Annotated in this window: 21 protein-coding genes; 11 read left to right on the top strand and 10 right to left on the bottom strand. The window is 68.0% G+C overall.

Annotation, left to right across the window (positions count from 1 at the left end):
* The first annotated feature begins 78 nt into the window (after positions 1–78).
* Together AC3FNH_RS26350 and AC3FNH_RS26355 are read left to right on the top strand one after the other, a co-directional pair.
* The gene (locus AC3FNH_RS26350; RefSeq protein ID WP_276102762.1) at positions 79–708 is read left to right on the top strand and encodes a response regulator transcription factor; all 630 of its coding nucleotides are present in this window, start codon (positions 79–81) and stop codon (positions 706–708) included.
* A gap of 120 nt (positions 709–828) precedes the next feature.
* Positions 829–1,797: a DedA family protein/thiosulfate sulfurtransferase GlpE gene (locus AC3FNH_RS26355; RefSeq protein WP_276102763.1), complete on the top strand. Its 969-nt coding sequence runs from the start codon at positions 829–831 to the stop codon at positions 1,795–1,797.
* A gap of 21 nt (positions 1,798–1,818) precedes the next feature.
* Here AC3FNH_RS26355 and AC3FNH_RS26360 read toward each other — a convergent pair whose 3' ends face one another.
* The 6 genes from AC3FNH_RS26360 to AC3FNH_RS26385 all read right to left on the bottom strand — a co-directional run bounded on the left by AC3FNH_RS26360 (position 1,819) and on the right by AC3FNH_RS26385 (position 8,549).
* A complete protein-coding gene (locus AC3FNH_RS26360; RefSeq protein WP_488722153.1) occupies positions 1,819–2,775 on the bottom strand; it encodes a DUF1177 domain-containing protein in 957 nt (318 codons plus the stop codon).
* A 65-nt stretch (positions 2,776–2,840) separates the two neighbouring features.
* On the bottom strand, positions 2,841–4,001 hold the full coding sequence (locus AC3FNH_RS26365) for a porin (RefSeq protein WP_488722154.1): 1,161 nt from the start codon (positions 3,999–4,001) through the stop codon (positions 2,841–2,843).
* 135 nt (positions 4,002–4,136) lie between these two features.
* Positions 4,137–4,892 carry a dipeptidase PepE gene (gene pepE, locus AC3FNH_RS26370; RefSeq protein WP_488722155.1) on the bottom strand — a complete coding sequence of 252 codons (756 nt, stop codon included), beginning with the start codon at positions 4,890–4,892 and terminating at the stop codon, positions 4,137–4,139.
* 32 nt (positions 4,893–4,924) lie between these two features.
* Positions 4,925–6,109, bottom strand: coding sequence for an aminotransferase class V-fold PLP-dependent enzyme (locus AC3FNH_RS26375; protein WP_488722156.1), 1,185 nt, complete (start codon positions 6,107–6,109; stop codon positions 4,925–4,927).
* A 31-nt stretch (positions 6,110–6,140) separates the two neighbouring features.
* On the bottom strand, positions 6,141–7,751 hold the full coding sequence (locus AC3FNH_RS26380) for an OPT/YSL family transporter (RefSeq protein WP_488722157.1): 1,611 nt from the start codon (positions 7,749–7,751) through the stop codon (positions 6,141–6,143).
* 72 nt (positions 7,752–7,823) lie between these two features.
* Positions 7,824–8,549 (bottom strand): IclR family transcriptional regulator, encoded by a 726-nt coding sequence (locus AC3FNH_RS26385; protein WP_488722158.1) that lies wholly within the window; start codon positions 8,547–8,549, stop codon positions 7,824–7,826.
* A gap of 198 nt (positions 8,550–8,747) precedes the next feature.
* On the opposite strand from AC3FNH_RS26385, the gene AC3FNH_RS26390 reads away from it, so the two are divergent.
* The gene (locus AC3FNH_RS26390; RefSeq protein WP_488722159.1) at positions 8,748–11,477 is read left to right on the top strand and encodes a hypothetical protein; all 2,730 of its coding nucleotides are present in this window, start codon (positions 8,748–8,750) and stop codon (positions 11,475–11,477) included.
* A gap of 51 nt (positions 11,478–11,528) precedes the next feature.
* On the opposite strand, the gene AC3FNH_RS26395 is transcribed toward AC3FNH_RS26390, so the two are convergent.
* Complete coding sequence (locus AC3FNH_RS26395) at positions 11,529–12,284, bottom strand: IclR family transcriptional regulator (RefSeq protein ID WP_488722160.1); 756 nt, start codon at positions 12,282–12,284, stop codon at positions 11,529–11,531.
* Between the two features lie 220 nt (positions 12,285–12,504).
* Here AC3FNH_RS26395 and AC3FNH_RS26400 point away from each other — a divergent pair, with 220 nt between their 5' ends.
* From AC3FNH_RS26400 to AC3FNH_RS26435, 8 genes are all read left to right on the top strand, one after another.
* Entirely contained in the window at positions 12,505–13,518 is a 1,014-nt protein-coding gene (locus AC3FNH_RS26400) for an LLM class flavin-dependent oxidoreductase (RefSeq protein ID WP_488722161.1), read from the top strand.
* A gap of 289 nt (positions 13,519–13,807) precedes the next feature.
* Positions 13,808–15,778, top strand: a complete 1,971-nt coding sequence (locus tag AC3FNH_RS26405) for a sigma-54-dependent Fis family transcriptional regulator (RefSeq protein ID WP_488722162.1) — start codon at positions 13,808–13,810, stop codon at positions 15,776–15,778.
* A gap of 220 nt (positions 15,779–15,998) precedes the next feature.
* Positions 15,999–17,060, top strand: a complete 1,062-nt coding sequence (locus tag AC3FNH_RS26410) for an ATP-NAD kinase family protein (RefSeq protein WP_276102774.1) — start codon at positions 15,999–16,001, stop codon at positions 17,058–17,060.
* A gap of 48 nt (positions 17,061–17,108) precedes the next feature.
* Positions 17,109–18,113 carry a thiamine pyrophosphate-dependent dehydrogenase E1 component subunit alpha gene (locus AC3FNH_RS26415; RefSeq protein ID WP_488722163.1) on the top strand — a complete coding sequence of 335 codons (1,005 nt, stop codon included), beginning with the start codon at positions 17,109–17,111 and terminating at the stop codon, positions 18,111–18,113.
* A 46-nt stretch (positions 18,114–18,159) separates the two neighbouring features.
* Entirely contained in the window at positions 18,160–19,176 is a 1,017-nt protein-coding gene (locus tag AC3FNH_RS26420) for an alpha-ketoacid dehydrogenase subunit beta (protein WP_488722164.1), read from the top strand.
* On the top strand, positions 19,176–20,288 hold the full coding sequence (locus AC3FNH_RS26425) for an acetoin dehydrogenase dihydrolipoyllysine-residue acetyltransferase subunit (RefSeq protein ID WP_488722165.1): 1,113 nt from the start codon (positions 19,176–19,178) through the stop codon (positions 20,286–20,288). Before AC3FNH_RS26420 ends, AC3FNH_RS26425 begins: the two co-directional genes overlap by 1 nt.
* Before the next feature lie 123 nt (positions 20,289–20,411).
* Positions 20,412–20,744 carry a carboxymuconolactone decarboxylase family protein gene (locus AC3FNH_RS26430; RefSeq protein WP_488722166.1) on the top strand — a complete coding sequence of 111 codons (333 nt, stop codon included), beginning with the start codon at positions 20,412–20,414 and terminating at the stop codon, positions 20,742–20,744.
* A 69-nt stretch (positions 20,745–20,813) separates the two neighbouring features.
* Positions 20,814–21,557 carry a lipoyl protein ligase domain-containing protein gene (locus tag AC3FNH_RS26435; RefSeq protein ID WP_488722167.1) on the top strand — a complete coding sequence of 248 codons (744 nt, stop codon included), beginning with the start codon at positions 20,814–20,816 and terminating at the stop codon, positions 21,555–21,557.
* Positions 21,558–21,560: 3 nt separating this feature from the next.
* Here AC3FNH_RS26435 and AC3FNH_RS26440 read toward each other — a convergent pair whose 3' ends face one another.
* The 3 genes from AC3FNH_RS26440 to AC3FNH_RS26450 all read right to left on the bottom strand — a co-directional run bounded on the left by AC3FNH_RS26440 (position 21,561) and on the right by AC3FNH_RS26450 (position 24,088).
* A complete protein-coding gene (locus tag AC3FNH_RS26440; protein WP_488722168.1) occupies positions 21,561–22,331 on the bottom strand; it encodes a DUF3047 domain-containing protein in 771 nt (256 codons plus the stop codon).
* Between the two features lie 311 nt (positions 22,332–22,642).
* Positions 22,643–23,464 carry a hypothetical protein gene (locus AC3FNH_RS26445; protein ID WP_276102781.1) on the bottom strand — a complete coding sequence of 274 codons (822 nt, stop codon included), beginning with the start codon at positions 23,462–23,464 and terminating at the stop codon, positions 22,643–22,645.
* Positions 23,465–23,695: 231 nt separating this feature from the next.
* Positions 23,696–24,088: an OsmC family protein gene (locus AC3FNH_RS26450; protein WP_488722169.1), complete on the bottom strand. Its 393-nt coding sequence runs from the start codon at positions 24,086–24,088 to the stop codon at positions 23,696–23,698.
* Positions 24,089–24,261 lie beyond the last annotated feature (173 nt).

Raw genomic sequence — 24,261 nt, forward strand, 5'->3', positions numbered from 1 at the left:
ATCTCCTGCGGGTGACAGTCTTCCGGCGCCCGTACGCCTTCCTGACCGATGCCGACCCAGAGAGACAGACACGCAAGCATGGCTACCGTCCTGATCGTTGATGATCATCCTGCATTGCGGCTGGTGATGAGATCGCAGCTTTCCCAACTGCTCGGCATGGAGCATATCCTTGAAGCCGACAATGGCCAGTGCGCGATCGAAGCCGTGCGCCGGCACAAGCCGGACCTGGTGATACTTGACCTCGACATTCCGCGCATCGGCGGCCTCGATGTGGCCACCCGGGTGCGCGACATCCATCCGGCGGCGCGCATCCTCGTGGTGACGGCGCTGGATCCGGCCGTGTTCGTGCCGCGCGCGTGGCAGGCCGGCGCGCAGGGCTTTGTCAGCAAGACGCAGGACATCCGCGAGATCCTGCGCGCGGTGGAGTCGGTGATGGCGGGCTATACGGTCTTCCCGGCGCTGGCACGGCGCAATGCCTTCGGGCCGGCCTTGTGCGGCGACGATGAAAGCCTGCGACGCCTTTCCGACAAGGAACTGGTGGTGCTGAAAATGCTGGCGCGCGGCATGTCGTACAAGGACATCGGCCGCGAACTCTTCATCAGCAACAAGACGGTCAGCAGCTACAAGGCACGCATCATGGCCAAGCTGCGGGTCGGTTCGCTGGTGGAACTGGTCGACTTTGCCCGACGTTGCCGGCTCGTCCAGTAAGGCGGGGACCAAGCTCAAGGAATTTGAACGTCCCATGCAGCCACGGGGCGTGCACGTTGGCGCCGCCGCTGGCAAACTGTCGGTCTGACCAATGTTCGAGATCAAGGCGGGGAGACGGCTGTGGGCGAGTTGCAGACCATGCTGGAAAACCATGGGCTGATGCTGGTGTTCCTGAACGTGCTGGCGGAACAGGCGGGCCTGCCGATTCCTGCGTATCCGATGCTGTTCGTGGCTGGCGCGCTGGGGGTGCAGGAGACCGGTCCGTCGATCGGCGCGGTGCTGGCGGTCGTCATCGCGGCCTGCCTGATCGCGGATACGGCCTGGTATTTTGCCGGCCGCAAGCTGGGCCAGCCCATGCTGCGCACGATCTGCAAGGTGTCGATTTCGCCAGATACCTGCATCCGGCAGACCCAGTCGATCTACCTGCGCGTGGGGCCGCGCTCGCTGGTGTTCACCAAGCTGCTGCCCGGCGCCGGCGCGCTGTCCACCGCCATGGCCGGCATGACGGCTACGCCGCTGCCGGTGTTCCTGTTCTACGACGCCATCGGCGCGCTGGTCTGGTCCGGCTCCGCCGTGCTGGTGGGCGTGGTGTTCAGTGATTTCGTCGACGCCATCCTCGCGGCATTCAGCGCCTATGGCCACGTGGCGGTGCTGGTCTGCGTAGGCGCCCTCGCACTGTTCGTGGCCTGGCGCTGGTGGTGGCGCTTCCGCCTGCTGCGCCGCACGCGACGGGTGCCGCGCATGACGGTGGATGAACTCGAGGCCCGCCGCCGCGCCGGCACGTTGCCGCTGGTGCTGGATGTCCGCGCGCACGGCGCCGCGCCCATCGAGCGCATTCCGGGTGCCCTGGTCGTCGACATGCACGGTTCGCTCGACGCCTTGGGCAGCCAGCTCGAATCGAAGGATATTGTCGTCTACTGCGCCTGTCCGCACGAGATTTCGGCGGCCATCCTGGCCGAGCGGCTCAGGGCCGCCGGCTACCGGCAGACTTGGGCCCTGGCGGGCGGCTTCGACGAGTGGAAGCGCCTGCATGGCACCGAATCGCCGCCACACGCGGAGGAAGCCGCCAACGACGCGGCGGCCGGCTGAGCCGCCGCGCCCCGGGGCGTCCTAGCGCGTGCCGGCGGTCTGGAACACCGACAGGTCCGGGTAGACCGCGCGGATCTTTTCCCACTCGGCGGCGTTGAAGAACTGGCACTTGCCTGCGCCAAAACGCTTGCCCACTTCCACGCAGAAGCGCACGGCCTCCGCAATGTCGATTTCGTGGTTGGCCGAGGTGGCGCTGCCCGATACCACCGATTGTGCCGTCACCGCCACGCCGACCACCGGCGCGCGCGTGGCCACGTGGGGCTGCATGATGCTGTTGAAGTGGTACAGGCCGTTGTGGTACGGCGTGATGTCCTGCTGCGAGATCGGGAACGTGACAGCCGGGCAGCCGGTGGTCGATTCCATTGTCGCAACCAGGTCCGGGCTCACGCGCAGGATGTAGCCCTGCATGGCCGTCGGCGAAATGGCGAAGCCGCGGTGCTTGATGATGCTGTTGCCCTTGGAGGCATCGATCGACAGGATCGCGTCCATTTCCGGCAGCACCTGGTAGTTATTCATGGTGTCGGATGACACCGGCATGCCCATGAACGGCACCGGGTCGTGTGGCTGCATCGAGACATTGGTCGACAGGTGCGTGGTCACGATGACGTCGCCGGCCAGGTGATCGCCACGCGCCTTCATCTGTGCGAGCTTGAGCGCGACGGCCAGGCAGCCGATCGGGCCGTCCGCGTCCGAGACCAGCCCGACCAGTTCAGGCCGTGCGCCAATGGCGCCGTTGCGGCCGATCACGCCCAGCGTGGGCGCCTGGCCGCCGCCGCGCTTGCCGGCGGTGCCCGGAATCACGATGGTGATGAAGTCGCTGGTATTGGCGGTGTTTTCGGGCGGGGCGTTGTGCACCGTGGTCACTTCGACAGTCACGCCGGCTTCGGCGTAGGGCGCGAACAGGTCCCGGACCACAGCGCCGTTGGCGTTAGGGCTGTCCAGGGCTTCATGAATGACCAGCGTCTGCTGCAGGGCCATGGTTTTCTCCAAGTGAAATTCGAGGGATGCCGCGCACGCGTGCGCGCGCGGCGTGGGTGAATCCGTCAGAACTGGTGGCGCAGGCCGACCATGACGGTGGTCTGGTTGTCGCGGCCGTCGAGGCGGCGGCCGCTGTCGCCGGTCCAGCTGGTGGTGTTGTTGCCGAACAGGCCGGACCAGTCGCCGTGCACCCAGTCATAGGCCACGGCCAGGTAGGCGTCGGTGCGCTTGCTGAACGCGTAGTCGGCCACGGCGTAGGCGGTGGTGCGGTTGCCGCTGAAGTTGTCGGCGCGGGTGCGGTTGTGCATCACGCTGCCGGTCAGCGTCACGTTGCCGGTGATGGGGTAGCTCGCGCCGACGGTGAAGAAGTCGTCGCGGCGGCTGCCATTGAAGACCGAGTTGATGGCCGCGCGGTTGGTCGGCGTGGGCGCGGTCGACATGCTCGTGATGGTCGCCGTGTCGGTGCCGCCGCGCGAGGAATCGAAGCCGCCGTCGCGGTCGCTGTAGATATAGTTGACGAACAGGTTGCCGCGGCCCACCGTGCCTTTGAGGCCGGCCATGTAGATGCGCGCGGCGCGGCTCTGGACGTCGCGCGTCTGCTGGAAGTCGCCGATCGCGGTGATCGGGCCGGCCGCGTACCTGAGGCCCAGCGACACCGACGAGCTGGCCGAGCCCTTGCCGGCGGTTTCGCCCAGCGCGTACTCGGCGATTACCGAGACCGGGCCGAAGTTGCCGGTGTAGCTGACCGCGTTGTCGTAGCGCTGGCCGGTCAGGTAGACCATCCACGAGTTGGAAGGCGCTGCGCCGACGCCGAGCGGGTCGACGTAGTACAGCATGGTGTTGGCCGTGGTGTACTGCCGGCCCATGGCCAGCTCGCCCCACTGGTTGCCGATCTTGACGTAGGCCTGGCGCCCGAACAGCTGGCCTTGCTGGTCAAGCTTGCCGGTGTCTGCCAGGAAGCCGTTCTCGAGCACGAAGCCGGCCTTGAGACCGCCGCCGAGGTCCTCGCTGCCGCGCAGGCCGAAACGGCTGCCCGACAGGAAGCCTTCGCCGCCCTGCTGCAGGCCCAGTACTGCGTCGCCAGCCGGGTTGGAATGCGTCTGGTACGTCAGCGCGCTGTCGACGACGCCATACAGCGTCAGGCCGGACTGCGCCATGGCCGCGGCGGGCAGGCTCAGCAACAGCGGCAGGGCCGCGCGGGTGGCGCGGCGGATCGGTTGGCTCATTGTGGTTTCTCCTCCAGAGGGCAAAAGGGTGTCCGCGCAGGCGGCGGATCACCGCGGCCGGCGTCGGTAGTCGTCTTGTTCGAATTGGCCGGGCACCGACTGCCCGGCAGGTTCAGCGAGGCGTGCGCTTGGCGCTTAGCAGGCAAAGCCCGGCCAGTCCTGCATGCCGGCCGGACCGGTGATGCGCGACAGCGGGAACGTCTCGCCTTCGCGGATGGTCTCGACCTGGCCTTCGGCCGGGAACCACAGCGCATGGCGCTCGCCCAGCACGGTGCCGCTGGTGCCGTCGCTATACAGCGCCGAGCCCTCAGGCAATGCGAACACCTGCTCCGGCGCGTTGATATGCAGGAACTCGGCCAGCCGCTCTTCGCGGCTTTCGCCGTTATGGCCAGCCGGCTTGCCGCCGATGAAGTGCGGGTTGATCTGGAACGGCACCAGGCCCAGCGCGCGCAGCGACGGCGGCTGCACGATCGGCATGTCGTTGGTGGTGCGGATGGTCGGGCAGGCGACGTTGCTGCCGGCGCTCCAGCCCACGTACGGCGTACCGGCGCGGACCCTGGCGCGGATCGCCTCGACGATGCCGGCGTCGTACATGCGCTTGAGCAGCGCGAAGGTGTTGCCGCCGCCCACGGCGATGGCCTCGGCCTCGTTTACCGCGCGCAGCGGGTCGGCGCTGTGGTGGATCGATTCGAGCGCGTAGCCGAGCCGCTCGAACACCGGCTTGACCATGCCTTCGTAGGTATCGAAGCTGAACGTCACGCCCGCGAACGGCACGAACAGCACCTTGCGCGCTTCCTTGCGCGGCAGCGTGTGGATCTGCTCGCTGGCATGCTCGAGGTAGCCGAGGTTGTCCTTGCGCGAGCTGCTCATCAAGAGGATGCGTTGGGTCATGTCTGGTTTTCCTTCAGGATTCGGTTTGGGGCTCAGGCCACGGCGGGGCGGATCAGCGCGGCCACGCGGTCGATTTCGTCGTGGGTATTGAAGTAGTGCAGCGACACGCGCGCCATGGTCGATACGCCATAGCGCGCCAGGATCGCGTCGGCCATGAAGTTGCCGGCTTCGATGATGCATTGCTGCGCTTCAAGCGCGGCGACGATGCGGGCCGGGTCCACGCCGCGCACGTTGAACGGCACGATGCCGATGCGGTTGGCCACGTTGGCCGGGCCGTACAGCTCGAAGCCCGGGATCGACGAGAACTTCGCCACCGCGTATTCGGTCAGGTCGCGCACGCGTGCCTCGATCGCGTCGATGCCGATCTGCATCGCGTAGTCGATGGCCGTGCCCAGGCCCAGGATTGCCGGCACGATCGGGCAGCCCGCCTCGAAGCGGCGCGCACCGGCGACGAAGGACAGCGCGCCGGTGGCGCGGTCATAGGCGCCGTTCCACCAGCCGGCCAGGGCCGGCTCGAGCTGCTTGATCAGCGCGCGGCGCACATAGAGGAAGCCCGAGCCCTCGGTCGCGCGCAGCGCCTTGCGGCCGCAGCCAGCCAGGAAATCGCAATCGAGTTCGGCCACGTCCGAGCGCAGCATGCCCACGCTTTGCGCGGCATTGACCAGCGACAGCACGCCGTGCCGGCGCGCCACGGCGCAGATCTGCGTGGCGGGCTGCACCGCGCCGGTGGAGTTGGGCAGGTGCGAGAACGTCAGCAGGCGCGTGCGCGGCGTGATGGCCGCGTCAAAAGCTTCCGGCGACAGCAGCCCTTCGGCATTGGCCGCCACCATCTTCACCACGATGCCGTGGGTTTGCTCCAGGCGGCGCCACGGCAGCAGGTTGCTGAGCATTTCAGTGTCGGCCACCAGCACTTCGTCGCCGGCCTGCCAGGCGAGGCCGCGCGCGACCAGCGAGATGCTTTCGGTCGCGTTCTTGGTGAAGGCGATCTCGTCGGCCGTCGCGTTCAGCAGCGCGGCCAGCTTGCCGCGCACGGCGTCCACGCGCGCATAGGTTTCCTTGCGGAACGCCGGCAGGTAGATGCCCACGTGGCCGGTATCGAGCAGGTAGCTGCGCACGGTGTCGAGCACCGCATCGGGCGGCAGCGAAGCCGCGGCCGTGTCGAGGTAGATGGTGGAAGCCGTCAGCGGAGTGCCGGCGCGGATCGCTTGGATATCCATGGAACGTCTCAGGTAATGCAGGGGGGTGGTGTTACTTGCGCAGCTTGGTGACCGAGCCGATGAAGCTGAACAGCGCGTCGCCCGCGATCACGCCGCCGGCAAAGGCGCTCATCTCGGCGATGTGCTGGTCGCCGCGCAGGCGCTGCAGCACGAAGCGGATCAGCAGGCCGGCCAGCACCGCCCAGCCGGCCAGCGGCGAGGCGATCAGCATGCCGGTCGAGAGCAGGATGCCGAGCTGGCGCCTGGAGCCGCCGATCAGTTGCAGCAGCGCGCCGGGAATCGCCCAGATCACGAGGTTGCGCGCGATTTCCGCCGAAGAGCCGGCCTTGATCGACGCCGCATAGACACGGTCCACCGGCGGGATCAGGTTCTGCGCGAAGAAGCTGCCGTGGAATACGAGCACCACGACCGCGGCCACGGCGAAGCCGATCATCGCGGCCAGGAACTGCTGCTTGCGGCCAGCCAGTTCGGCTTCCATGTCGCGGCCTTCGCCACGCAGCAGGTAGCCGGTCTTGAGGTCATAGCCCATGTCGGCAAAGGCCGGGCCGGTGGCGGCCGAGAAGCCCACCAGCACGGCCAGGGCCGTCGGCGGGAAGCCGATCAGGATGCCGATGGTCAGCGTGATCAGCGCCACGGCGAAGGCCGGGAACCAGCCCGAGTGCATTGCGGCGATGCCGACGATCAGCTCGTGCACATAGGCGGCGAACGCGGCGTACAGCACGAACACGACCAGCATGCCCAGCGACATGTCGGATACGTGGCCGGCCAGCACCGAGATCAGCAGAGCGATGGCCAGGTAGATCAGGAAGCCGCCCGACAGGATGCGGCTGGCGCGCGAGGCGGGCACTTCGATCGTGCGTGCGCCGGCAGCCGGCGCATGGCGCGCACGGCGGATCTCCATGGCCACCTGGAACAGCGCCACGATACCGGCGCCGATCATCAGGCCGTGCGGGATATACGCCTTGGCAATGTCGACGCCGGTCAGCGCCACCGAATAGCCGCGCACCAGCAGGCCGATGCCGAACATGGTCAGCGCCGCCAGGTTGCCGAGGAAGGCCGCGCCGAACGCGGACATCGGCACGCCGAGCCACGCGCCGCCCACGCCCACGGCAATGCCCAGGCCCAGGAACGCCGCCTTGCGTCCGCCGCGGTCGCCAGCCCAGATGGCTTCAGCGGTGGCAATGCCGGCGGGCCAGGTGCCCGTGGCCGGGAAGATCTTGCTGCCGAACAGGAAGTACAGCATGGCGCCGTCGACGAACATCGCGACCACCGCGCCGATCAGCATCGGCGTGGCCAGCTCGGGCATGCCCATGGCGTACGGCACGCCGATCGGGATCATCAGCGAGTTGGCCGCGCCGAACGTGGCCGACGAGATCGCCGTCTGCACCAGGTTCTGGCGCTCCAGCACGCGGAAGCGCCGCGTGACCTCGAGCGGGATGCGCGAGAACACGATGGCGATCAGCGCGCCGATGATCGAGGTGTTGGCCGAGATGCCCAGCGACACGATCAGCTGCATGCCGATCATCGCGCCGAAGACGGACAGCACCACGGAGACCAGCAGCAGGAACGGCTCCGTGAAGCGCGATCTTGCCGCTGGTTGCGCTGCCCCCGGCGCGTTCAGTTCTGTTTGCATAGGCGTCATGTCCACCTTCCTCCCTAGTGTTGTCTCGTTTCGCGCGCCTCGCCAGTTCCGCTGGCAGCCCGCCATGTGTTGTCAGCGCAGGAACCCTGTCACCGGCCCGATGGTGTCGCGTGCGGCCCGCAGCGCATCGAGCAGGCGCGGCAGGGCGTGTTCGTCGAGCCGCTGCAGCGGTCCGGCAATCGCGAGCGAGCCGATCACGGCATGCGTATCGCGGCTGTACAGGGGCACCGCGAGCCCGGCGACGGTGGCCGCCGATTCCTCGCAGGTATAGGACCAGCCTTCGGCACGGACCCGCACCAGGCGTGCTTCGAATTCTTCCTGCGCCAGGCCCGCGCGTTGCGCCACGCGCTGGCGCAGCGCTTGCGGCTGGAAGGCCAGGATTGCCTTGGCATGGGCGCCCGCGTCGAGCGCGAAGCGCTGGCCGACCTCGATCGAAAAGCGCAGCTGGTGCTGGCTTTGGGCGATGTCCGTGCACAGGCCCTCGTCACCGTCCAGCCATGACAGGAATACGGTTTCGCCGCTCTGGCGCGCCAGCGCTTCCAGCGCGGGCTGCACCACCTCGGCCGGCGAAAAGGTCTTGCGCATGACCTGGCCCAGCTCGAACCAGCGCAGGCCCAGGCCATAGCGGCCGATGGCGTCCTGCACCAGGAAGCCATTGGCGGCGAACGTGGCCAGCACGCGATGAACCACGGCGTGATGCACGCCGCTTTCGCGTGCGAGTTCGCGCACGCCCCAGCTTGGCTGGCGCGCATTGAAATGGGTCAACAGCGCCAGCGCGCCATCGAGTGTCTTGAGCATTCCGATTGCCTCGTGTCTCTTATATAGAGACAACGTCTCTAATACAGAGAAATGCTAGGCGTCCGTGGCCTTACCCAACAATCAGGGTTAACGCGAATGCGCGTGGATGCCGGCATGTACGAGCCCTTGGCGTCTCATCCCGGAGGGCCATGACGAGCGGCCTATACTTGGCGCAGACCCTTCGCCACGGAGGTGTGCATGCCTGCAGAAGACCCCGGATTCGACGACGAAGCCGCCCGGATCGCGCAAAGGCGCCGGCAGCTTGGCATTCCGGCACGGCCGGGCGCGGACACGCGCAACTGGGCCCTGGCGTTGTCCGGCGGCGGCATCCGCAGCGCCACCTTTTGCCTGGGTGTGCTGCAGGCCCTGGCGGGCACGCCGCTACGGCAGGCGGAGGAACCCGAGGGCGCGGAGCCCGGGGCACCCGCCCCGCCGGCCTCCCTGCTGCCCCAGTTCGACTACCTCTCGACGGTCAGCGGCGGCGGCTTCGTGGGCGCCTTCTTCACCAGCCTGTTCGTGCCGGGGCGCCTGCGCCGCGGCACGAACCCGGTGCAAGCGGCGGCCGATGCGTACCACACGTTGCAATGCGAGCCGCCCGGGCGCATCCGCACATCGGTGTCGTATGCATCCGACCCGGGCCGTGGCGCCGTGGCGTGGCTGCGCGAGAACGGGCGCTACCTGTCCCCGACCGGCGCGGGCGACAACCTCTACGCCGGGGCGCTGGTCCTGCGCAACTGGCTGGCCATGCATTACGTGATCGGCAGCGCGCTGCTGTTCCTGCTTGCCGCGCTGGCACTGGGCCAGTACGTGGCCACGGGCATGTCATATGGCCTCGGCCGCTATGAGATGGACCTGCTGCATGACGCGCGCCAGGCGTTCAACCAGAGTGAATGCGTGATCTGGTGGAGCGCCTTGCTGTGGTTGCCACTGGGCACGGTGCTGCTGTTTGCCGTGCCGCCCGGGCTGGCCTACTGGATGGTGTATCCGCGCGCCAGCGATCCGCAGGCCCCGGCGCGCTTCCTCAGCCCCGGCCCGGTCGTCGCCACGCTGGTGGCGGTCTTGCTGCTGCTGGCCGCGCGCTGGGTCGTGTGGCTGGGCCCGGGGCTGGTGCTTGCCTGCATGCTGGCGGCGGCGGGCGCGCTGACGCTGCTGGCCGTGCTGTGCTGCCTGGCCATGCTCGTGCCGGCGCCGCGCGCGGTATCGGACTATCGCGTGCGCGCCACGCGCGCCTTGCGCAGCGCACTGACGCTGACGCTGTGGCTGCTGGCGCTGGGCGTCGCGGACACCGTCGCGCGCACGACCTTCCTCTATGCGTTCATGGCCAGGTCGTCATGGAGCGCCGGCGTGCCGGCGGGCGTACTGGCCGCGCTGGTCTGGCTGGTGCGCTATGCAGCCGGCCTGCGCGACGAGGGCAGGCAGGACAGTGCCGACACGCCGTGGCGCGCGCTGATGGCGCACCTGCCCATCTCGCTGCTGGCCGGGGCACTGGCCGCGCTGCTGGCGCTGCTGGTGTATGTGCTGTGGTCGTGGCTGGTGCTGTACGTGCGCTGGAACGGGCGCGAGCCGGTGGACTGGCTGGTCTATGGCAATGCCTATACCGGCCCGGTGCTTGCCGTGCTGGTGCTGGCGGCGTTGTTGCTGGCGCTGGTGGCGGGGCGCTTCACGGGCTTCCTGAACCTGTCGACGCTGCAGCCGTTCTACGCCGCGCGGCTCACGCGCGCCTACCTTGGCGCCTCCAACGGCGAGCGCTTTGTCCCGCATGCGCCTGGCTGCCAGGGGCGCGAGCGCTTCAGCGTGGCCGAGCCGGTGCCAGGCGACCAGCTCAGCCTGAACGCTTATTACGATCCGCGCGTGCTGGCGCCGCTGCACCTGATCAACGTCACGCTGAACCAGACCGTCGACCCGGCCGAGCAACTCGTGCAGCGCGACCGCAAGGGCAAGCCCCTTTGCCTTGGGCCCGGGCTCAGCGTGGTCCAGCCCGGGCCGGCGCAGGCGCTGCCCTCCGATGCCTATGCGCGCTTTCTCGTCGACGGGCGTCCGTGCTGCCCGGACCTGCCGCATCCGGGGACGGCAAGGGTCGCCGATGCCCGCACGGTGGGCGACTGGATCGCGATCTCCGGCGCCACGCTGTCAACCGGTGTCGGGCGTGCCACCACGCTCGGGACTTCGCTGCTGATGGGGTTGGCCAACCTGCGGCTGGGGACGTGGTGGCCGTCCTACCTGCAGGACGGCGCGCGCCACGCGGGCGCAGTGCCTGCCACGCAGCGCCAGCCCGAGCGTGCCACGCATCCGGTGCTGGCGCGCTTCAGCGCGTTGTTCCGCACGCAGTATTGCCTCGGTTGCGAACTTGCCGCGCGTTTCCACGGCATGCGGCGCGGCTGGCAGTACCTGTCGGACGGCGGGCACTTCGACAACACTGGCGTGTACGAATTGCTGCGCCCAGGCCGCGATGTGTCACTGATCGTGCTGTGCGATGCCGGCGGCGATATCGACTACCGCTTTGGCGACCTGGCCAACCTGATCCGGCTCGCACGGATCGACCATGGCCTGGAAATCGTGGTGGACACGGAGGCCGCCACCACGCATCCGGTACTGAGCAGGGTGTTCGGCTTGCCGGAAGACTTTGGTCCGGGGGGCCAAGGCGCGGCGGCGGGCAAATGCGCGGTGCTGCTCAATGTGTACCGCGCCGGTCCCGGCGCGGCGCCGCGCGATCCGGTCTGCCGCATCGTGCTGCTCAAGCCGCGCCTGGCGGACTGGGCACCGGCCGACGTGCGGCAGTACGGCGCGGACCATCCGGCCTTTCCGCAAGAGGCGACCTCCGACCAGTTCTTCGACGAGGCCCAATGGGAAAGCTATCGCGCGCTCGGCCTTGCCATCGGCCAGCGCGCGTTCGACGGTGCCGTGGGACAGGCGTTGCTGGCCGGCTGAGCGGCGTTCAGTGGCGGTTCAGTGGCGGTTCAGTGGCGGTTCAGTGGCGGATCAGCGTACGAAGCCGATCACGTCCTCGAGCCGGCCGCTGGCATCGCGCAGAGCATCGAGCAGGCGCGGCACCGCCTCCTCGCCAAGCCGTTGCTGCGGCCCGGCAATGGCCACCGAGCCGATCACCGCGCTGTGGTCGCGCGACCACAGTGGCAACGCCAGCCCCGCTACGCTCGCCGCCGCTTCCTCGCGCGTGTGCGCCCAGCCCTGCTGGCGCACCTCGGCCAGCTGCGCTTCGATGGTGCCGCGGTCGAGCGTGGTGTGCGGCCCCATCTTTTCGATGCCCTGGCGGTAGACCTCGTCGCGGAACACGTCGTCCTGGTACGCGAGCATGGCCTTGGCGTGCGCGCCGGCATACAGCGGGAAGCGCTCGCCCAGCTCGATCGAGAAGCGCAGCTGGTGCTGGCTCTGCACCAGGCCCACGCACAAGCCCTCGTGGCCATCGAGCCACGACAGGAACACGGTCTCGCCGCTCTGCGCGGCCAGCTTTTCCAGCACCGGGCGCACGATCTCGTCGGGCGAGAAGCTCTTGCGCACGACCTGGCCCAGCTCGAACAGGCGCAGGCCCAGCGAATACTTGCCGGTCGCCGCGTCCTGTACCAGGAAGCCGTTGGCCGCAAAGGTGGCCAGCACGCGGTGCACCACGGCGTAGTGCACGCCGCTGTGCTTGGCGAGTTCGCGCACGCCCCAGGTGGGCTGCCGCACGGTGAAGTGGGTCAGCAAGGCCAGCGCGCCGTCCAGTGTCTTGAGTGTCATACCGATTTCCTGCTTCGCATGGGGCAGCATGGTACGGGACAAGCAGCGCTGCGCTCAATCCTTCCCGGCCCGAAAGCGCCGCGCCGATAACCACGCCGCCGGTAAGGCCGCGTGGCGGCCGCCAGCACGATTGCCGGGGGCTAACTAAGATAGCGGACGTTTTCGATTCCCCCGCGCCGCGGCCGGCCACTGTGCCCGCCGCCGCGCCAAGGCAGCTCCCATGACGACTCCGATCCCGTATTCCGTCCTCGACCTGGCCCCCATTGCCGAAGGCAGCGACGCCGGCCAGGCCATGCGCAATGCGCTCGACCTCGCGCAGCACGCCGAGCGCCTGGGCTACCGCCGCTTCTGGCTGGCCGAGCACCACAATATGCCCGGCATCGCCAGCGCCGCGACCGCCGTGCTGATCGGCTACGTGGCCAACGGCACGCGCACGATCCGCGTGGGCTCGGGCGGCGTCATGCTGCCCAATCATTCGCCGCTGGTGGTGGCCGAGCAGTTCGGCACGCTGGCCTCGCTCTATCCGGGCCGGATCGACCTGGGCCTGGGCCGCGCGCCCGGCACCGACCAGGCCACGGCGCGCGCGCTGCGCCGGCAACTGTCGCACGACACGGCCGATACGTTTCCGCAGGACGTGGAAGAACTGCAGGCCTATTTCGATGACGTGCGCCCCGGCCAGCGCCTGCGCGCCGTGCCCGGCGCGGGCCTGAAGGTGCCGCTGTGGCTGCTCGGCTCGAGCCTGTTCAGCGCGCAGCTGTCGGCGGCGATGGGCCTGCCGTTCGCGTTCGCCTCGCATTTCGCGCCGGGCTTCATGCGCCAGGCCGTGGACCTGTACCGGCGCACCTTCCGGCCATCCGCGCAGCTGGAGCGGCCCTACGTGATGCTCGGCCTCAATGTGTTCGCGGCCGAGACCGGCGACGAGGCGCGGCGCCTGTTCAGTTCCTTGCAGCAGCAGTTCCTGGCGCTGGTGCGCGGCACGCCGGGGCAGTTGCGCGCGCCCGTGGACGATATCGAGGCGCTGTGGACCGAGAGCGAGGCGGATCATATCCGCCGCTCGCTCGCCTGTTCCGTGGTGGGGGATCCGGACGCGGTGCGCGCCGGCATGCAGCGCTTTGTCGATGACCTGCGCCCGGATGAGCTGATGCTGACGGGCCAGGTCTTCGACCACGCCGCGCGCCTGCGCTCGTTCGAGATCGCCGCCGACGCGGCGCGCGCGCTGACGACGGCGGTCTGAAGGGGGCGCCCTCGACGGATATCAGGCGTTTGCGAGCCGGAACGCCGCGAGCGCCTCGATCATGCGCTGGCCCTGTTCGCCCCGCGCGGCTTGGCTGAGAAGGTCCTGTCCCCCGGCACTGGAATGCCGTCTGGTGCACATATTTGCCGCGACGATGACGCCGGTTTGCACCGCCCCGACCGTGTCGGATACAGTAGCCGGCACAGGGTCGCGCAATGACGCGCCCGGCTCGCCAGTTCGCCAATGTGCCGCCCGCGGCGCACGCCGCGAAGTCGACAAGGAGACAGCGATGGACCTGCGGCAACGCGAGCACATCGAGACGGTAGTCCACACGACCAGCTACCTGCCCCCGCCCGCCCTCCCCGCGGACCGGCCCACGCACGATGCCGTGATCCAGAACTCCTGGCGGCGCTGCGTGCACCAGTACGGGCTGGATCCGTCGCGCATGCAGGAAGCCCGCATCGTGCCGCAGTCGCGGCTGCGCGAACACCAGCAGCGCATCGATGACTTCGCCCGCATTGCGCGCCACGGGCTGGAGAGCCTCTATGCCCAGGTCGCGGGCCTCGGCTACGTGGTGCTGCTGACCGATGCGCAGGGCGTGACCGTCGACTACATCGGCGATGCGCGCACCGATGCCGACCTGCGCCATGCCGGCCTGTACCTTGGCGCGGAATGGAGCGAGCGCGGCGCAGGGACCTGCGCGGTCGGTACGGCACTGGTCACCGGCGAAGCCCTGACCGTGCACCAGGCCGATCATTTCGACGCCACCCACATTCCGCTCACCTGCACCGCCGCGCCGCTGTTCGATACGCACGGCAACCTGCACGCGATCCTCGACATCTCCGCGCTGACTTCCCCGCATGCCAAGGACAGCCAGGGGCTGGCGCTGCAACTGGTGCGCATCTACGCGGCGCATATCGAGAACGCCAATTTCCTGCGCGCGCATCACCGCGACTGGATCCTCAAGCTCAACGTCGCGCCGGAGTTCGTCGATGTCAATCCGGAGTACCTGCTCGCGCTGGACGACGGCGGCCGCATCGTCGGGCACAACCACCGCGCGCGGCGGATGCTGGAAGGCGAGCTGGCCGCCGGCACGGTGCTGGGCCAGTCGTTCGAGACGCTGTTCAACGCGCGGCTCGAAGACCTGGGCCGCTTTGTCTATTCCCGCCCGAGCGAACAGCGCCTGGTCGCGCTGAACCGCAGCGGCGGCCTGCTATACCTGAGCGTGATGCCGCCCGCCTTGCGCTGGCAGGCCAGTGCCGCGCAGGAACGGCCAGCGCAGCTGCCGGAGCCGCTGGCGGCACTGTGCGGCGGCGATTCCGCGCTGCAGCAGCAACTGCAGCGCGCGGCGCGCCTGGTCGATTCGCCGATTAACCTGCTGATCAACGGCGAGACCGGCAGCGGCAAAGAGTACCTGGCCAAGGCCCTGCACCAGGCCAGCGCGCGCCGCGGGCAGCCGTTCGTGGCGGTGAACTGCGCGGCGATTCCCGAAACGCTGATCGAGAGCGAGCTGTTCGGCCACCTGCCCAACAGTTTTTCCGGCGCCGGGCCGCGCGGCAAGCGCGGACTGATCCAGGAAGCCGATGGCGGCACGCTGTTCCTCGACGAGATCGGCGACATGCCGCGCGAACTGCAGTCGCGGCTGCTGCGCGTGCTGGCCGAGGGCGAGGTGCTGCCGATCGGCGCGGCGCGCCCGGTGCCGGTCCGGCTGCGCGTGATTTCCGCGACCCATCACCGGCTGGAGGACCTGGTCGCGCAAGGTCGCTTCCGCGAGGACCTGTTCTACCGGCTCAACGGCGCGCGCTTTGCGCTGCCGCCGCTGCGCGAGCGCACGGACCTCGAATGGCTCGTACAGAAGATGCTGGACGATGGCGGCCAGCGCGGCATCACGCTGTCGCCGCAGGCGCGCGATCGGCTCTGCCACCACCGCTGGCCCGGCAACCTGCGCGAGTTGCGCAACGTGCTGGAGTACGCGCGTGCCGTCTGCACGGGTGGCTACATCGAAGCCCACGACTTGCCCGACGGACTCGGTGCTACCACGACCGCATCCGCCATGCCGGCGTTGCCTGCCACGCAGGACGACGCGCGCCAGTTGCCGCCCGAGGGCATGCTGCTGATGCAGTACCTGCGCGCGTCGGGCTGGAACCTGAGCGCGGTGGCGCGGCAGATCGGCATCAGCCGCATGACGCTGTACCGGCGCATGGAGCGCTTCGGCATCCAGTCGCCCAACCGCCGCGACGGCGACCCGCCGACGCCGTAGCGCTGCCACCGATACGGTTGTCCAGCGCTGTACACCTGCGCTGTGACACCTGTCACACCGTGAACGCCGCCGGCACCGCCCGCGCGGCGGCCTGAGCCGCGTTTCCTGCGGGTTATCCCGCAATTTCCCCCGTCTCTGCCTCACTGCAGCCCTGCCGGCGCGTGCTGGCACAGCCATTGCAATCTGCCTGTCACCACAACGACAACACAGGAGACAGGCCATGGGGCAAGCACGGTCCGCCGGTGCGCCGCTGGTCGGCATCATCGCCAACCCGGTTTCGGCGCGCGACATCCGCCGCGTGATTGCCAACGCGAACAGCCTGCAACTGGCGGACCGTGTCAACATCGTGCTGCGCCTGCTGGCCGCGCTGTCAGCCTGCGGCGTCGACCGCGTCATGATGATGCCGGACCGCGAAGGCCTGCGCGTCATGCTCGAGCGCCACCTGACCCGGCATCAGGGGCCGGACGCCGGGCTGCCGGCGGTGGAGTACATCGGCATGCCCGTCACCGCGCGCGTCGACGATACCCTGAACGCGGCGCGCCATATGGCCGATGCCGGCGTGGCCGTGATCATCGTGCTCGGCGGCGACGGCACGCACCGTGCCGTGGTGCGCGAATGCGGCGGAGTGCCGATCGCCGGGCTGTCTACCGGCACCAACAATGCCTACCCGGAAATGCGCGAGCCGACCATCACGGGGCTGGCGGCGGGGCTGTACGCCACCGGCCAGATTCCTGACAGGCAGGCACTCGCATCAAACAAGCGGCTCGACATCGTCATCCGCGATGCCGATGGTGGCTTCCGGCGCGATATCGCGCTGGTCGACGCGGTGATTGCCCGCGAGCATTTCATCGGCGCACGGGCGCTGTGGAAGGCCGACACGCTGGCCGCCGTGTACGTGGCGTTCGCCGATCCGCAGGCCATTGGCCTGTCCGCCATCGCCGGCCTGCTGGAACCGCTGGGCCGGCGCGAGCCCGGCGGCCTCGCGATCGAGCTGGCCGCGCCGGGGCAGGGCGAGTTCGAGCTGCGCGCGCCGATTGCCCCCGGCCTGCTGTGCCAGGTATCCGTGGCCGGCTGGCAGCACCTGGAACATGCCCGGCCGCATCGCGTGCGCCAGCGCGCGGGCATCGTCGCGCTCGATGGCGAGCGCGAGCTGGCCTTCGGCCCCCACGACGAAGTCACCATCACCCTGCATGAACACGCCTTCCGCAGCATCGACGTGGCGGCATGCATGCGCTACGCCGCGCGCGAGCGGCTGATGCGCAGCGCAGCCGTCACGCATTGAGCAAGCACGTATCAAGCAAGCCGTACCACCCCAACCAAGGAGACAACCATGAGCGCCAGTGCCATGCAAACCGGCCCCAGCGGGCTGCCACTCGACAAGGAGACGCTGCTGACGGTGTATCGCAAGATGCGCACCATCCGCGAATTCGAAGAACGCCTGCACGTGGACTTCGGCCGCGGCGACATTCCGGGCTTCGTGCACCTCTACGCGGGCGAGGAAGCCGCCGGTGTCGGCATCCTGCACCACCTGAACGACGGCGACCGCATCGCCAGCACGCACCGCGGCCACGGCCACTGCATCGCCAAGGGGGTTGACCCGGTGGCAATGATGAAGGAGATCTACGGCAAGAAGGGCGGCTCGTGCAACGGCAAGGGCGGCTCCATGCATATCGCCGATCTGTCCAAGGGCATGATGGGCGCCAACGGCATCCTGGGCGCGGGCGCGCCGCTGATCTGCGGCGCCGCGCTGGCGGCCAAGTTCCGCGGCAAGGGCGAGGTCGGCATTACCTTCAGCGGCGATGGCGCGTCCAACCAGGGCACCTTCCTCGAAAGCCTGAACCTGGCCGCCGTGTGGAACCTGCCGGTGATCTTCGTGATCGAGAACAACGGCTACGCGGAGTCGACCTCGCGCGATTACGGCACCGCGGTGGACAGCTACGTGGATCGCGCGGCCGGCTTCGGCATTCCCGGCGTGACGGTGGACGGCACCGACTTCTTCGCCGTGCACGAGGCCGCCGGCGAAGTCATCCGCCGGGCGCGCGAAGGCGGCGGTCCGGCGCTGCTGGAATGCAAGATGGTCCGCTTCTACGGCCACTTCGAAGGCGATGCGCAGACCTATCGCGCGGCGGGCGAACTTGATGACATCCGCGCCAACAAGGACTGCCTGAAGCTGTTCTCGCGCACCGTGACGCAGGCTGGCGTCATCATGCGCGAGGAACTCGACACGATCGACCGGGAAGTCGCCGCGCTGATCGAGCACGCCGTGCAGGAAGCCAAGGCCGCGCCGCTGCCGGGGCCGGAAGACCTGCTGACGGATGTCTACGTGAGCTACTGAATCGCTGCCAACCCGACACAGCTACCCAATCATCAGGAGACAGAACATGGCTCGCAAACTGAGCATCAAGCTGGCGATCAACGAGGCGATCGACCAGGAAATGACGCGTGACCCCAGTGTGATCATGCTGGGCGAGGATATTGTCGGCGGCGCCGGCGCGGACGGCGAGAAGGACGCCTGGGGCGGCGTGCTGGGCGTGACCAAGGGCCTGTACGCCAAGCATGGCGACCGGCTGCTCGATACACCGCTGTCCGAATCGGCCTACGTGGGGGCGGCCATTGGCGCGGCGGCCTGCGGCATGCGGCCCATCGCCGAGCTGATGTTCATCGACTTCATGGGCGTGTGCTTCGACCAGATCTTCAACCAGGCCGCCAAGTTCCGCTACATGTTTGGCGGCAAGGCCGAGACACCGGTGGTGATCCGCGCCATGGTCGGTGCGGGCTTCCGCGCGGCCGCGCAGCACAGCCAGATGCTGACGCCGCTGTTCACGCATATCCCGGGCCTCAAGGTGGTGTGCCCGTCCACGCCGTATGACACCAAGGGGCTGCTGATCCAGGCCATCCGCGACAACGACCCCGTGATCTTCTGCGAGCACAAGAACCTGTACGGGCTCGAAGGCGACGTGCCGGAGGGCGCCTACACCATCCCGTTTGGCGAGGCCAATATCGCGCGGGACGGCAAGGACGTGACCATCGTCGCGTACGGGCTGATGGTGCACCGTGCGCTGGAGGCCGCGGCAACGCTGGCGAAGGAGGGCGTGGAAGCCGAAGTCATCGACCTGCGCACGCTGTCGCCGCTGGACATGGACACGGTGCTCGAATCGGTCGAGAACACCGGGCGGCTGGTGGTGGTGGATGAGGCCAGCCCGCGCTGCAATATCGCGACCGACATTTCGGCGCAGGTGGCGCAGCACGCGTTCGGCGCGCTCAAGGCCGGCATCGAGATGGTCTGCCCGCCGCATACGCCGGTGCCGTTTTCGCCGACGCTGGAAGACCTGTATATCCCCAGCGCCGCGCATGTCGTGGAGGCGGTGCGCAAGACCATGAAGGGAGGTAAGCACTGATGGCCGCGGCAATAACCCCGATCGTGATGCCCAAGTGGGGCCTGTCGATGAAGGAAGGCACCGTCAATGCCTGGCTCGTCGACGAAGGTGCCCAGATCTCGGTGGGCATGCCGATCCTCGATGTGGAAACCGACAAGATCGCCAATGCCGTCGAGGCGCCCGACGCCGGCACCCTGCGCCGCAAGGTCGCTGGGGTGGGGGACGTGCTGCCGGTCAAGGCCTTGCTTGGCGTGCTGGCGTCAGCGGAGGTGAGCGATGCGGAAATCGATGCCTATATTGCGGCTTACGAAACGCCGGCGGACGACGGCGACGAGGAGGAGGCCGGACCTGCGTACCAGTATGTCGACGTCGACGGCATCCGCGTCCGCTACGCCCGCAAGGGTGACGCGGAGCAGGCCGTGCTCTTCCTCCACGGATTTGGCGGTGACCTGGACAACTGGCTGTTCAACCTCGACGCCTTCGCCGATGCGTACACCGTGGTGGCGCTTGACCTGCCCGGTCACGGACAGACGTCGCCGCGGCTCGCGGGCACGACGCTGGCGGAGATGGCCGGCTTTGTAGCACGCTTCCTGGACGCGGCAGGCATCGACGCAGCGCACGTAGTGGGCCATTCCATGGGCGGCGGCATCGCCGCGCAGCTTGCCGCGGATGCGCCGCAGCGCGTGCTGTCGGTGGCGCTGGTTTCGCCGGCGGGCATGGGCGACGAGATCAACAACGGCTATACCGAGGGCTTTGTCAGCGCGCAGTCGCGGCGCGAGCTCAAGCCCGTGATCGAGCTGCTGTTCGCCAACCCGGACCTGGTCAGCCGGCAGATGCTGGACGACCTGCTGCGTTACAAGCGGCTCGACGGCGTGCAGGAATCGCTGTCGGCGCTCGGCGACAGCCTGTTCGCGCAGGGCCGCCAGCGCGAACAGCCAGGGCAGCGGCTGGCCGATACCGGCAAGCGCACGCTGGTGGTCTGGGGCGCGCAGGACCGGATCATTCCCAGCGCGCACGCGCAGAACGCGCCGGCCGGCGCTACGGTGAAGGTGTTCGACGATGCCGGGCACATGAGCCAGATGGAAAAGGCCAGCGATTTCAACGCGCTGCTGCGCAAGCACCTGGCCGGCTGAGGGCCATGGCGCGGACGGGAAGTTGCAGCACCGTCCGCGCCATCCTTCTCTTTATGGATAGCGTGACGAGCCCGTGTGTCATACGCGAGCGGCTCCGTTGCGCGCTACTAACACCGTATTGCCATGACCACTGACCTCAAGAACCGGCTCAGCCAGATCAACCGCCAGTTTTCGGCGCTCGGCCAGGCGCAGCCTGCCGCGATGAGCGCCTTCCAGGGGCTGATGAAGTCCGCGACGCAGGAGGGCAGCCTGCCCGCTGCCGTCAAGGAACTGGTTGCCGTTGCGCTGGCCGTGCAGAAGGGCTGCGACGATTGCGTGCTGTTCCACACCAGCCAGGCCGTGCGCCATCACGCCACGCGGGAGCAGCTTGCGGAAGTGCTCGCCATCAATATCGAGATGGGGGCGGGCCTGGCGCCATGTATGCGTCAAAGGCGCTGGCCTACTTCGATGCACTGAACGCGTAGTGTCATGTCTGGCGCGGCCGCCTGCTATCGTGTGGCAGATCACTGCGCCAGGTCGAATCCCATGACATTTGCGTTCATCGAACTCCATCCTTCCGAGGACGACCCGCTGCAGGCCGAACTTGCGCTGCTGGATCTTGCCGCGCAAGGCAGCCAGGCCGCCCAGTTGTGGGAGGCTCCGGTTTCACTGGTGGTGCCGCGCAGCTACCTGCGATACGAGCGGTTCGAAGCCGCGCGCGACAGGTTCGCGCGACGCGGCTGCCCGGTCTGGCTGCGCATGTCGGGCGGCGGGCTGGTGCCGCAAGGGCCGGGCATCCTGAACCTGAGCCTGGCGTACAGCGTGGACGGGCCACCCGGCGCGCTGAGCGAGGCGGTGTACCTGCATCTGTGCGAGGTCGTCGGGCGAGCGCTGCGTACGCTTGGCGTGGAGACCCACTGGCAGGCCGTGGACGGCTCGTTCTGCGACGGGCGTTTCAACCTTGCCTGGGGCCCGCCGGGTCAGGCGCGCAAGATCGCCGGAACGGCCCAGTACTGGCGCCGCGCGCCCGCTGCCGCGCAGGCGCCGGATGGCCAGCGCCATCTGGTGCTGGCGCATGCGGTGCTGCTCGTCAGCGCGGACCCGGTCTCGATCACCCAGCGTGCCAATGACTTCGAGGCTGAGGCCGGTACCGGCCGACACTACGATGCCGACAAAGTGGTCAGCGTGCAGCAGGCCATGGGCGCGGCCGACGAGGATGGCGCGGGGCTGATGGAGCAGGTCCTTGGAGCACTGAGGGCGAGCGTGGCCGTCACGCCGCCGTACCCATAGTGCCTACGGTGCGGGCAGGAAGCGCAGGTCGCCATACCAGGCACGCGTGGCGGTGCCGGTGTTGTCGGTATCCGTGAGCAGGCCGTAGCCGGTGATCTTGCCGGGCGGTTCGTGGAACACCTGTTCGTAGTCCTGCGCGACATTGCGGCGCAGGCTCTGCCACTGGCCCGCGTCGCCGGGCCGGCCCGAGACCACGATCATCTGCACGCGGCCTGTGTGCGGATTGGGAATGACGCTGCCGGGCGCCGCCGTGGTCGACCAGATATACATCAGCGTGGCATAGGGCAGGTCTTCGCCGCCCAGGCGCTTGGCCAGCTGCATGCTGGCGCGTTCGCCGAACGAGAGCTTGTGCTTGTCGCCGTCGAAGAAGAACACCAGCCTCGCGGGGGCATCCTCCTTGCGGCCTTCACTGTTGTTGGCGCCTTCGATGGGGGCTTGCGCCTTCCAGCGCCAGGTGGCGACCGGGGTGCGGCTCAGATCGATATTGCCCTCGTGCATCAGCGCCGAGGCCGAAGCGCTTGCGTCGGCTTGCAGGACGGTCGTATTGCCATCCGCTACCAGGCTGTAGCGGGTCATGGTCTTGCCGTGGATGACCGGCAGGTTCTTCCAGTCAGGCGGCAACTCGGCGCCCGGACGCAGTGCCGAGAATGCGATGCCAGGCTGGTCGCCCTGCGCTGGCAACGCCGGGGTTGCCAGCAGCGCGGCGCCACATAGCAAGCTGCGCAGCAGCGCTACCGCATGCCTGTGCGCGCGCCAGATTGACGAGGTCGGCATGGAGGAAGCACTCCGATAGCTGGGCATGGCTGCATTGTAGTGAGATGGGGCGCTTTCCGTTGGCGCGCTGGGCCATGCTCCGAACCATCTGCGAGTGGGCGCGCGACGTGGTGGCCGCTGCCATCGCGCTTGTGCGACTGGCGGGGCGAACTGGCGCGATGCTGCACGCAGCCTGCAAAAAAATCGCGGCCCGCACAGGGGCCGCTAATCGGGAATGCGAGGAGGTCAGTTTCCTCAAGAGGCGTTATCGGCGCAACGGCGCGCAGGTAGACCCCTCTTTGGTAGGGAGGTTGCCCTGGCTCGTATTCCGGTCATGCAGTCAGGTAGTGGGGGCCTGTCGGAGGCCTATTGGCGTCACGCTGCTTCTGCACGTTCGCCATCAGTTCTGCGTGGGCTGCATCGAGCCAGTCGATGCGATGCCGGACAGGGTCGTTGGGCGAGAGGTCGCATGCGGGAATCTCGCGCAGGAAGTAGCGCACCATGTTTCCGGCGCGTGCGGGCACTGGCATCATCCCCAGCAACTGGTGCCTGGCCAGCAGGCGCCGGCTTGCCGCGTGCCGCAGCCCTGACCACGCGGTACGACCGAGCGCAATGTATAGCGCGTCCGGGCGCATCTGCCGGATAGCGCCGAGGAAGTGGGTTTCGAAAGTTGCGCGCAGCATGGGCGTTGCAAGCAGGTCTTCGAGCGTGCCACCGAAAGCGAGTCCGCGGCGCGTCGTGGCAAACGGCAGAAGGGCCAGTGGCTGGAACTGGTCGAAGCCCTCATTCCACAGCGCAGCGGCATGAGGCAGTCCCACCAGTTCCGGCGCGCGGAAATGGTCAAGCATCCGAATCAGGTTGGGCCGGATCAGTTGTCCGCCGAGTTCCACGCGGCGCTTGTTTTCACGCTGGATCACGCGGCCGGGCGTGCGCGCCTGCAGCAACTCCTCGGTCACCGTGGCGGCGAGCCGGATATGGGTATGCCCGGGCGTCGTGCTGACCAGTACCAGGCGTGCGCCCGGATTGAGATGCTCGTGCGGCACGTACGTCATCGTGTATGTGCCGTCCTGCTCGACCAGGATGGGTTTGGCGATCAGGCCCGTGGCTCCCGTGCGCCGGATCTGGGCGCAATACTCTTCGATGAAATTCGTCAAGGTGTCCCCGCTCCACAGCGATAAAGGTGCTGCCTTCTTCTTTTTTCTTCATGGTAAGACGTGTGGCCGGGCACCGACAAAGAACAATATGCCGATTTAGCCGCTCGTAGCCATGAGCTTGGTGGGGCAGCGAACAAAGGCGACGCTGTCGGTCATCTGCCGTTTGCGGCGCCTTGCCGGATGGCTCGCTTGCTACCGTACCGCGTGATGTGGGTCAGGACGATGACGCAATCAGCTGGAGAGCGTCGTGTCGATGACGATCTCTGCCGACAATGATTTATGCACCGGGCACTTGTTGGCCACGCGCAGCAGGTCGTCAAGAATCTTGGCATCCAGGTTGCCAGTGACACGGACTTCGCGCTTCATCGCATAGCGACCGTTGGCTTCCTCGTGGGTGACGGACGCATGAATGGATTCCACCTCATAGTTCTTGCGCTTGGCATAAAGCTGGAGCGTGAGTACGGTGCAGGCGGCAAGTGCCGAGTCCAGCAGGTCATGCGGGCTCGGGTACTGCGGGCTGCCGCCGGCGGAAGCATCCAGGTCAGCCTGCCAGTTCGCGTTGCCGTTGGTCAGATTACAGATAGTGCTGCCCTGGCTCGGCTGCCATGTCGCTTGGATAGTCATCGAACGTCCTCATCCTTGATAAGGGCCGGAGTGCGGCCCGGGAGTAAGGATTCTATACAGCCTCCTGCGGCCCGATCTTCGTGATACTCAAAAAGCACTTTTCGAGCTCGCCGAATTATTTCGCCAAAACGCTTGCCAAGGCTGCCCTGGTCCCGTAGTATTCGCCCCCTCGC

The sequence above is a fragment of the Cupriavidus sp. 22TCCZM01-5 genome (assembly GCF_057798915.1).